This window comes from Vibrio barjaei, from assembly GCF_001639065.2.
Classification (GTDB): domain Bacteria; phylum Pseudomonadota; class Gammaproteobacteria; order Enterobacterales; family Vibrionaceae; genus Vibrio; species Vibrio barjaei.
This window is the reverse complement of the sequence record NZ_LQXO02000031.1, coordinates 1-9,917: the sequence shown is the minus strand read 5'-3', so window position 1 is coordinate 9,917 and position 9,917 is coordinate 1. Positions and strand designations below refer to the sequence as shown.

Sequence of the window (9,917 nt, the reverse complement as noted above, 5' to 3'; positions counted from 1 at the left end):
CCACCCCCGCCTCTTTCATTGCCGCTTCTGCTGCTTCTTGTGGTACAGCAACGTAATCAATTTGCTTTCCGGATACTTGCGTTAATATCTCTGCTTGCTCGGCAAACGTTAAGGCCTCAGGACCGGAAATAAGATAGGTCTGATTTTCATGTCCAGGTTGAGTTAATGCCGCAACCACAACAGCCGCCACATCACGAATATCAATCACACTCTGTTTTGCTTGCGCAATCGGTAAGAAAAATTGTCCCATTGCGTTGATCGTCCCAAGACTGCCATATAGGTTTTGGAAAAAGGAGTTTGGTTGCACGATGGTATAGGCAATGCCCGATGCCTTTACAATATCGTCTGTTACAACATGCGTGCGAATAATTTCTGACCCCGCGTCAGCTTTTGCTCCCATACCAGATAGTTTCACAATAAGCTCAACACCTGCTGCCTTGGCTGCCGCAACCGTATTTTTCATCCATTGCTGATTGTTTGGATTGGCTGGCATCGCTACATAGATCTTTTTGATGCCTTTCATTGCCTCAGTCAGGGTATCGACATCGTCGTAGTTGCTCACGCGAACTTGATCTGGGTTGAGGTCTAACTTGGTAGCAGCGTCGAGATTTCGTGCCATAACACCAAAGCTTGCACCAACCTGTTTAAGTTGACGAACCACTTCTGAACCTGTGTTACCTGTTGCGCCTAGTACTAGAATTTCCATCGTGAACCCCTTAATCGTCTTATCTATTGAACCTTATTGTGCAGCATAGTTTGAGAGTGCCGCGTCGGTATGTAGTAACTATAGCCAATACCAAAAACATTGATTAGAAGGTTAAAATGAACTTTACTATCCCATATATGGGATAAATAGATAATCAATACAATGAAAGAACTCTCGGCTTTACCGTTGTTTGCCAAAGTTGTAGAACTAAGTAGCTTCGCTGAAGCAGCACGACAGCTCAATGTGCCCACTACAACAGTCAGCCGCAAAATACAGCAACTTGAACATGATCTTGGTGGCAAGCTGTTGAATCGTTCCACCCGCTCCCTGTCTTTGACCGAATTGGGTATTCAAGTTCTTCCAAAAGCTCAGCTTATCGCCGACACAGTCGCCGAGCTATACAGCGATGCAGAAGACATGGCCAATCAGCCTATAGGTACATTGACCATCACCGCACCGAAAGCTCTGAGCCAAGATTTACTTGCTCCTATGTTTGCTGAGTTCAGAGCGCTATATCCAACCATTCACATCAACTTGGCATCATCAAATCGCTATCAAGACCTTACCAAGCAAAGTATCGACTTCGCTTTTCGACTAGGCCCATTACATGACTCTAGTCTCGTGGCGTTAGCTTTGTCTCCAGTGAAATACGTATTAGCCGCTTCAACGCAATACATAGATAAATACGGAGAACCCACACACCCGTTAGAGCTATATCAAAAACCGTGTATAAAGAATCACGTCGAAGGCTATTTTCTCCCTTGGCGTTTTGCTCGCAATAGCGAAGAAATAGAAATCGCCCACAACTCAGAGTTGATATCCGATGACTTCAACGTCACAAAAGAACTCGCCCTTCACCATGCTGGGATCTGTTACTTACCCTACTCGCTGCTACGCCAAGAGATCCAATGCGGTACTATCAAAACACTCCTTGAACCTTGGGTTCCACAAGATAGAACCATGTTGTTGGTGTATCCAGACAAGCGTCACTTACCTCTTAAATCTCAGCTTTTTATCGAATTTATACGCAACAAGCGCTGCGAATTTGGTAAAAAGTTGGCGGGAACAACAGATTAGAAATTCTGTTTCGAAAACTCGTAACTTCATGATCTCATCATCTATTTTGCTGGAAACATTTGCTATATGATTAAAGGAGACAATACAGGTGATATTATATGACAAATGTTTTTCAGCAAGCTGCCTCTGAGCTGCTAAGCCGCCGTGTGGCGGGAACCAAAGCACCACGACTTAATGAACTGCAACGTCCAAATACCTTGGATGACGCACTACAAATCCAATCTTCAATGATCGATATGCATAGCGATGAAGTTGGAGGATGGAAGTGTCTTCTACCTCTATCCGATAACCAATTTATCGTTGCACCAATTTTCTCCAATAGCGTGCAACAAGGAGAAATCTGCGAGCTATTCGCTGACAACAATACCGTACGAGTAGAGCCAGAAATCGCATTCGTCCTTTCAAAATCGTTACCCGCGAATCCTGATGGCTATAGTGAAGAACAGATCAATGATGCTATTGGCTCTTGCCATATGGCATTGGAACTTATGCAATCTCGCTATGCCGACGATAGCGGCGCGGAATTTTATGAGAAATTGGCGGATTGTTTGGTCAACCAAGGATTGTTTATTGGACCAGAAATTGCTCGTGAACAGGCTTTTGATGCTACCACCATCCAAATCACCGTATCTCAAGAGGACAATGTGCAGACATTCGCCGGAGAACACCCAAACAAACTAGCACAAACTCCGATCTACTGGCTCATTAATGCAATGACTCGTCGTGGCATTGATTTTCAAGCGGGTGAAGCGATTATTACCGGATCCTACTGTGGCATTGTTGAAGTAGATTTTGATACACCTACGACAATTGACTATGAAGGGTTAGGTGAGTATCAAGTTGTCTTTAAAGAGAAAAATTAACACATTAACCAAGTGGCTATCTTGATAACCTATTCAAGGTAGCCTCTACAAATCTCTCACTCTTTCATAAGCGTCTTGGACTAGAGCAGTGGCGCTGTCTACTTTCCTATAGCACAATTTCTCCAATCAAATATGCAACCAACACAATATTGAACTACGTTTAACAAACTAAATTCCCCTCTCTCATTTACTAGTACAGCGAGGTTGCTATGGGCAAACAGAGAAACTGGAAACGTGAGCATCAGGAAATGCGTCAATTTAGATCAGAAGCTAGACAGTACTTGTATCAATGCAAAGGCGAATACTTAGGCAAGATGATGGCGTTTGCATTTGATGGTAAACAAGCTGTATTCGAAGCCAGTGGTTACATTCCCGGTAAGAATTATCAGGAGTATGCACGCGAGTTCGCCACTGAAGCCCCTTGGAGAAACTTAATTCGAAAAAACCTAACCCGACAATTTTGCGACTGTGCTGAAGCCCATGTTTGGTTCGAAATAGTAGCCAGAGGGAAAAACCCGAAGAACTACATTATCGGAGCCCTAAACGAAAGAGGAAATTTCGCCTCCCCTTGTCAAAACTGCGCGCTTTGGGTCGATAGCACATTTAAAGCCGTGTACCGAACTACGCCAGCCTATGAGGGTAGAACGAAGCAGGTTCCTGGGGCATAACTATCAGAAAATTGCTTTTGAGTTTTGGTGCTTTAAGAGAAAAGCACCAATATTTCATTCAATTTATTGTTCAACTATTCACCCTGATTATCATGAATCCGCTCTAACGCCTCAATCCTTCGCCACTGATTCTTATCAAATAGCGGCTCTCTAAGATCGTTAATAGCCTGCGCTTTTTCTGCATCATTGAAGGATGCGTTATTCAATATGTCGGTTCTCGCAATTAGATAAGAGTCAAACTGCTGGTCGAAATCTGCACGTTTTTGGTCCAGCGTCATCAACCTCTCTGCGGCTTCGCTACCAACTAATGCCTCTCGAGCGATGTACTGACTTTGCGAATCCATAGCATTGGTATCCTTAAGTGCCGTTAACACTGTCGCATTGCGAAAGCTGTTCTGCAGCTCGGGTGACAGTTGGCTGAGTTCATTTTCCCAACGCTGTTGATACTCCTCTGGGGTTTGTGCTGACTCTTTAATGGCCTTTTTCGTCAGGGCGAGTTCACGCAGTAGATTCTCTTCACCAAACAAACGCTCTTGCTCATCGGCAGTAAAAAACTCGCTTTGCATTAACAAGATTTGTTGGTGCAGATCTTGAAAATCTACAGGTACGTCACCGTTTCGTTTAAGCGCCGCTAGCGCAGCTTTGTAACGCATATATTTGTCGAACAACTCTGGCTCAAGTTGGTCAGAGCCGTCCAGTTGCTGGTTGTAGTGCTCAAACCGCTGCTCAATGGTATCTGCCTCGCTGTCGACAAATCCCGAGATAAAATACTCAAAAGTATCACGCTCTGACGCTTTATCGATTTGGGTATCGAGCTGGGAGCTCACTTTGACCGAGTCATGACTATCCGCATCGAACACAGAGAACAATAACAATCCTGTCGCCGTCACCACGAACAAAGCCAGCGCTGCACTTGTTTTTGAGAACCTATTCATGCCTAAAGTCCTTGTTGCTGCAGACGGTTAGCGTGCTGTCGATATAAGGTTTTAGGGTCCGTTTCAAACAGATGATGGATTCCGAGTAAGCCATTGATTTCGTCTAGATGGTTCATCTTGTAATCGTCACGGATGACTCGACCCAAATGCGTACTGCACCTTCCTACCAATCCATCATTAGGTTCATCAAACGTTAAACCTAGGATAAACATCGCGGGATCGGCCGGGTCTAGCACGTTAGTGTAAGTCGAAGTCCCGGTCCATGAGTAGTAGTACACACCATTTGCAGCTTGCCACTCACCATCACCACAGGACGACCGTGGCACGCCTTCTGGATAATGCTCGTTAAAGGCCAAAGAACCTTCTGTGGTGAGCGCCTGCAATGAGCTCAACCCATCTTGTGGTAAGTCACTGCCTCCAGATAACACACCAATGATCGTTGTAAGTGCACCAGCCAATTCCACAGCTATCGCCTCTGACACTGAGTCTTCCGGTACGGTATTTCTCACTATATCCGCGACTTTCGACCCTTTATTCACGCCTCCAATACTGGTGACTGACGCGACCATTTGCGGTGCAACTGATGCAACATATCTCGCCGTCGGTGCGCCATGGCTATGACCTATTAGATTTACTTTGTCGGCACCCGTGATAGCCAAGACATTTTCCACTTGTGCTAGAAGCTGTTCACCCCGTACTTCCGAACTGTTGGTCGCCGATATTTGAGCAACATAAACCTTTGCTCCGCTTTTGCTCAATGTTTGAGGGATACCATAGAAATAATCGAACCCTGCTAGTGAATCAAAACCAAATAAGCCATGAACTAGCACGATTGGGTATTTGGTTTCGGTATACCCTTTGCTCGACCAAAAGCTTATCGCCTGTGCATTCCATGCGATTACGCTACATAAAATGAGTGTGAAGAACGCTTTCATTTAACACCTTACTTGTCAGACCTCCGATGAGTAATTGAGCGTAGATTGCACAATTCTAGCCCGCCAAGTTAGTGTTACAAAATTGTGAAGTCATGCCGAAAAATATGCTGTAGAGACACCAAAAGCGACACCTAAGATGGTAACAATTGGAGAAATAACGTGGTTTGTTCTAGCCAGCCGCACCAATCCTAGATAGAGATCACAATTCAATAACAAAATGAGCAAGTTTTATTTGCTTAATTCAAATTTAACGCTTGAGTAACATTTATCAATCAGAATCATTACTCTAACTCAAACCATGGATAAATAAGATGAAATTTTCACAGTGGAATCTTTTACTCAGTGGCTTAATCGCCTTGCCAGCCTTGGCAGACACTGATGTGTACTTAACTAATAACTCAGATCAGCCGCTAACAATCCAGATCAGTCATGAAGGCACTGATTTACTGAAAGAGGGAGAGGAATGGCAGCAACATGTTCAAGTTCTAGCCCCTTGGGAAACAAAGTCGATATTGAGCTTTAATCGTTGGGAAGGCGTAAAATCGAATCAGACTTATCGCTTCGAAACTATAGTCTCGAATCCACAAGGTGAAAGCGTATCGCTCAATCAAGTGATGGAGGGTCACTGGTACAATTCAACCATAGAATATGGAATGTCCGCCGCCGATGTCGACTTGGCCTTAAAAGATGATCGGAATATTCATCGCCAAAACACAAACTCATTTGGCAGTCTCAATACAGAGTTGGCATTCAAATCAGCAAAGACTGCACGCTACGATGACTTGTACTACACAATCACCCCCGTTCATGTTGATGAAGAGGTCGATAACGATGAACAAAACTTAAAGCTAATGACTTACAACATCTGGGCACTTCCCGCTATCGCCTCTCACATTGGCGACCGATATGAGCTAATTCCAGACTATGTGAAGGGTTATGACGTACTAGCGCTACAAGAAGTGTTTGCTAGTGGACGCGAAGCATTCTTAAGAGAACTTGCCAAAGAATACCCTTATCAAACGAAAATGCTGGATAAAGATGGGATCAATGTTTACGACGGGGGGGTCATCATTGTTAGTCGCTACCCCATCGTTAATGAAGCCCAGTACGTATTTCCAGATTGCTCCGGAACCGATTGTTTTGCCGATAAAGGAGTGAACTACGCTGAAGTCATTAAAGGTGGTCAGGCCTACCATGTATTTGCAACACATACCGCATCATTTGATACCGACACCGCTCGTGATTATCGTCAGCGCCAGTTCAAACAAATGCGTGCATTAGCGCAATCTCTCGATATCCCAACAAATGAAGCGGTAATCTACAGTGGTGACTTTAATGTCAATAAACTCAAGTTCCCAGATGATTATCAGCAAATGATGACAAACCTAAACGTCTCTGAACCGCAATATTCTGGCTATACCGCGTCAACATTCGACCCTCGGATCAATGATTTCGCCGGTGGGGCGCTGTCGGGCGGTGCAAATGTTGAATACCTCGATTACGTCATGGTCAGCAATGAATATGGTACAAAATCGTATAACGACAACCGAGTTGATGTGCCCCGCTCAACGGATGAGAGTCTATGGAAACACTATAACCTCTCGGATCACTTTCCCGTTACGGCTGTCATAAAGCCATGAAAAAAATCACGCTAATCATTGTGTCCGCCATCTTGGCGGGCACTGTTTGGTGGTCATTCGACAACAACCACCCGCAAATCAAGCAAACTACGGCATCCGTTGAAGCTACCTCACCGACTTCAGGAACAACGACAGCCGACTTTCTAGTGCCTGTAAAACAAACGTCGTTTACGCCATCAATAAATAAGCAAGGCGAGTCCGACATTCAAGCTACCGCTGAAGCTTTCAATAAGGCGAGAGGTCGCGATTTAATCACTGACATCGAGTCGTTTTGGCATCGTTGTAGCCTAGCTGATAACTGCGATGTGTTACTAGATAAGCTGGCTCTATTTCTCACACCAGAACGGTTTTATCTCATTGAAAATTATCAACAACTGAGCAGCCAATGGAAACAAACGCTCGGCGATTTATTGTTTGACGAGCAAATATCATTAGCAGCACGTATCGAACAGTTAAAAGCAGAAGCGAGAAGAGTCTGGGGTCAACTGGCTGACGTCATGTTTGAAGATGAATTTGCGCTATATGATTTTACCATTCAGAGTAAACATTTGAACGTGGATGCTCCAGAGTACATTTCGGCAGAGGATTATATTCAGAATTTTGAAGACCTGATGAAGACATGGCAGGATAGAGCTGAATCATTAGGACTGGTGAGCAACCAAGCTAAGTTTGAACAAGCTGTTGCGCTAGTGCCTGACAATCTCAGTGAATCGGAGCGTGACGCTTTAATTAGCGAGCTAGAACACCATTTCCTGACCCCACAACAGAGTGCAGAGATCGCAACTCGACAGCAGCAAGTCACTCAACAACAAGCCGTCGTCAGTAACTACCAGAGTGAACTACAGCGCCTAGAAGCTTCCCTTGAACAACAGAGAGTGACGCAATTCTCGGGGTTATCACAGGATGAATGGCAACACTACTATGCCCAGCAAGTTGCTGATTTTCGTCGGGCGTTTTTTTCTCAGTAACAAAACGAAAAAGCGCTGCTCTCAGTTGAGAACAGCGCTATGAAAATAGGTTATTTGACCTTAAGCTGTTTCAGCTTGCTTCACAGGTGCTGGATTACGAATCAAGAAATCAAACGCTCCCAAACTAGCTTTTGCACCTTCGCCCATCGCAATGATGATTTGCTTATAAGGAACGGTAGTCACATCACCCGCAGCAAACACGCCTTTCATGCTGGTTGCACCGTGGGCATCGACTTCAATCTCACCGCGTGGTGACAGCTCCACTTTTGTGCCTTTTAGCCATTCACTGTTTGGCACAAGACCGATTTGTACAAAGATACCCGCAAGCTCAATTTGCTTGATTTCATCTGTGTTGCGATCTTTATACTCAAGACCTGTCACGCGAGTGCCGTCACCAAGAACTTCTGTGGTTTGTGCCATAGTGATGATATCGATATTTGGCATGCTGTTCGCTTTGTCGATAAGCACTTGGTCTGCGCGAAGTACATCTGCAAACTCAAGAACGGTAACGTGCTCAACGATGCCCGCTAGGTCAATCGCAGCTTCAATGCCTGAGTTACCACCACCGATTACCGCTGTGCGCTTGCCTTTGAACAGTGGACCATCACAGTGCGGGCAGTAAGCGACGCCTTTGTTGCGGTACTCTTGCTCACCAGGGACGTTCATTTCGCGCCAGCGTGCACCAGTACTTGTGATCACAGAGCGAGCTTTTAGTACTGCGCCACTTTCTAGTACTACGTGGGTGTAACCGTCATCGGTATCTTCTGAATCGATGATGTTTGCAGCACGCTGCTCAGTGATGACTTCAACACCGTACTCTTTAACGTGCTCTTCTAAACTTGCTACCAACTTAGGACCTGTGGTCGCTTTCACTGAAATAAAGTTCTCGATTGCCATGGTGTCCATCACCTGACCACCGAAACGGTCAGCAACCACACCAGTGCGAATACCTTTACGCGCTGCATAGATAGCCGCTGAAGATCCCGCAGGGCCGCCGCCCACGACAAGAACATCAAACGGTGCTGTTTCATTTAACTGATTAGCTTTTTTCTCCGCTGCACCTGTGTCTACTTTGTTTAGGATTTCATTCAGTGACATGCGGCCTTGACCGAATAGTTCACCGTTAATGAATACGTTTGGGACCGCCATGATATCGCGCTGCTTTACTTCATCTTGGAATGCAGCACCGTCGATCATAGTAACGTTTACCAGCGGGTTAATCGCCGCCATCATGTTGAAAGCTTGAACTACCTCTGGACAGTTTTGGCATGATAGCGAGATAAAGATCTCTACATCCAATGGTGAGTTCAGCTCAGCGATTTGCTCAATAGTTTCAGCTTCTAGCTTGATTGGGTGACCACCTGTGTGCAGTAGCGCTAGCACAAGTGACGTAAATTCGTGCCCCATTGGCAGGCCGGCAAAACCAATTGCGGTGCCCTTCTCTGGGTTGACAACGCGCATGACGGGTTTGCGCGGACTTGCTGCGTCGTCGCGAACGACGTCAATTTTGCTGCTTAGTGATGCTATGTCATTAGCAAGAGATTCGATCTTGCTTGCCGTATCACTGTCATCAAGGCTGAGAACCAATTGAACTTGGGTTTTTACGTTTTCTAAATACGCTTTTAGCTGCTGCTTCATTGCTTGATCTAACATACTGATACCTATTCTATATGACTGCTTAACATCAGAAGGAATTGAAAAAGGGATACAAAAAAGGGACCCTTTTGATGTTGAATTAAGATTGTGGTTAAGGGGTGCACGCCCCCACTTTTACAAGCCAATGGTAGAAGCCATAAAAGTGACTGCGGGGCGTGCAACACGGACACGAATGCCGTTTATTGCTGCGTTTGGTTAAGCTCTAAGAGCGCTTAGATTTTGCCTACTAGGTCTAGAGATGGCGCTAGTGTTTCTTCACCTTCTTTCCATTTAGCCGGGCAAACTTCACCTGGGTGAGCGGCAACGTATTGTGCTGCTTTCACTTTACGCATCAGGTCTTCTGCGTCACGGCCGATGCCTTCTGCAGTGATTTCCATCGCTTGGATAACGCCTTCTGGGTCAACTAGGAAAGTCGCACGGTCTGCCAGACCTTGACCTTCACGCATCACACCGAAATTGTTGGTGATAG

The 9,917-nt window shown here is 45.3% G+C and carries 9 protein-coding genes and 1 pseudogene; 5 read left to right on the top strand and 5 right to left on the bottom strand.

Annotation, left to right across the window (positions count from 1 at the left end):
• The coding region (locus AWH66_RS14690; protein WP_071487856.1) for an NAD(P)H-binding protein at window positions 1-706 on the bottom strand (706 nt) is incomplete at its 3' end.
• Window positions 707-868: 162 nt separating this feature from the next.
• Here AWH66_RS14690 and AWH66_RS14685 point away from each other — a divergent pair.
• The 3 genes from AWH66_RS14685 (at window position 869) to AWH66_RS14675 (ending at window position 3,314) form a co-directional block, all read left to right on the top strand.
• Window positions 869-1,783, top strand: a complete 915-nt coding sequence (locus AWH66_RS14685) for a LysR family transcriptional regulator (protein WP_063602921.1) — start codon at window positions 869-871, stop codon at window positions 1,781-1,783.
• A 98-nt stretch (window positions 1,784-1,881) separates the two neighbouring features.
• A complete protein-coding gene (locus AWH66_RS14680; protein ID WP_063602920.1) occupies window positions 1,882-2,646 on the top strand; it encodes a hypothetical protein in 765 nt (254 codons plus the stop codon).
• Window positions 2,647-2,855: 209 nt separating this feature from the next.
• Window positions 2,856-3,314 carry a hypothetical protein gene (locus AWH66_RS14675; RefSeq protein ID WP_063602919.1) on the top strand — a complete coding sequence of 153 codons (459 nt, stop codon included), beginning with the start codon at window positions 2,856-2,858 and terminating at the stop codon, window positions 3,312-3,314.
• Window positions 3,315-3,388: 74 nt separating this feature from the next.
• Here the strand turns inward: AWH66_RS14675 and AWH66_RS14670 are convergent, their stop codons facing one another.
• Both AWH66_RS14670 and AWH66_RS14665 read right to left on the bottom strand, forming a co-directional pair.
• Window positions 3,389-4,249, bottom strand: coding sequence for a lipase secretion chaperone (locus AWH66_RS14670; protein WP_063602918.1), 861 nt, complete (start codon window positions 4,247-4,249; stop codon window positions 3,389-3,391).
• Between the two features lie 2 nt (window positions 4,250-4,251).
• Window positions 4,252-5,184: a lipase family alpha/beta hydrolase gene (locus tag AWH66_RS14665; protein ID WP_063602917.1), complete on the bottom strand. Its 933-nt coding sequence runs from the start codon at window positions 5,182-5,184 to the stop codon at window positions 4,252-4,254.
• 311 nt (window positions 5,185-5,495) lie between these two features.
• Here AWH66_RS14665 and AWH66_RS14660 point away from each other — a divergent pair, with 311 nt between their 5' ends.
• Window positions 5,496-6,824, top strand: coding sequence for a sphingomyelin phosphodiesterase (locus AWH66_RS14660; protein ID WP_063602916.1), 1,329 nt, complete (start codon window positions 5,496-5,498; stop codon window positions 6,822-6,824).
• Entirely contained in the window at window positions 6,821-7,792 is a 972-nt protein-coding gene (locus AWH66_RS14655; RefSeq protein ID WP_063602915.1) for a hypothetical protein, read from the top strand. Before AWH66_RS14660 ends, AWH66_RS14655 begins: the two co-directional genes overlap by 4 nt.
• 60 nt (window positions 7,793-7,852) lie before the next feature.
• Here AWH66_RS14655 and ahpF read toward each other — a convergent pair whose 3' ends face one another.
• Both ahpF and AWH66_RS14645 read right to left on the bottom strand, forming a co-directional pair.
• Window positions 7,853-9,445, bottom strand: a complete 1,593-nt coding sequence (gene ahpF / locus AWH66_RS14650) for an alkyl hydroperoxide reductase subunit F (protein ID WP_063602914.1) — start codon at window positions 9,443-9,445, stop codon at window positions 7,853-7,855.
• A 215-nt stretch (window positions 9,446-9,660) separates the two neighbouring features.
• Window positions 9,661-9,917 (bottom strand): annotated as a pseudogene (locus tag AWH66_RS14645) (peroxiredoxin); the annotation flags it as partial.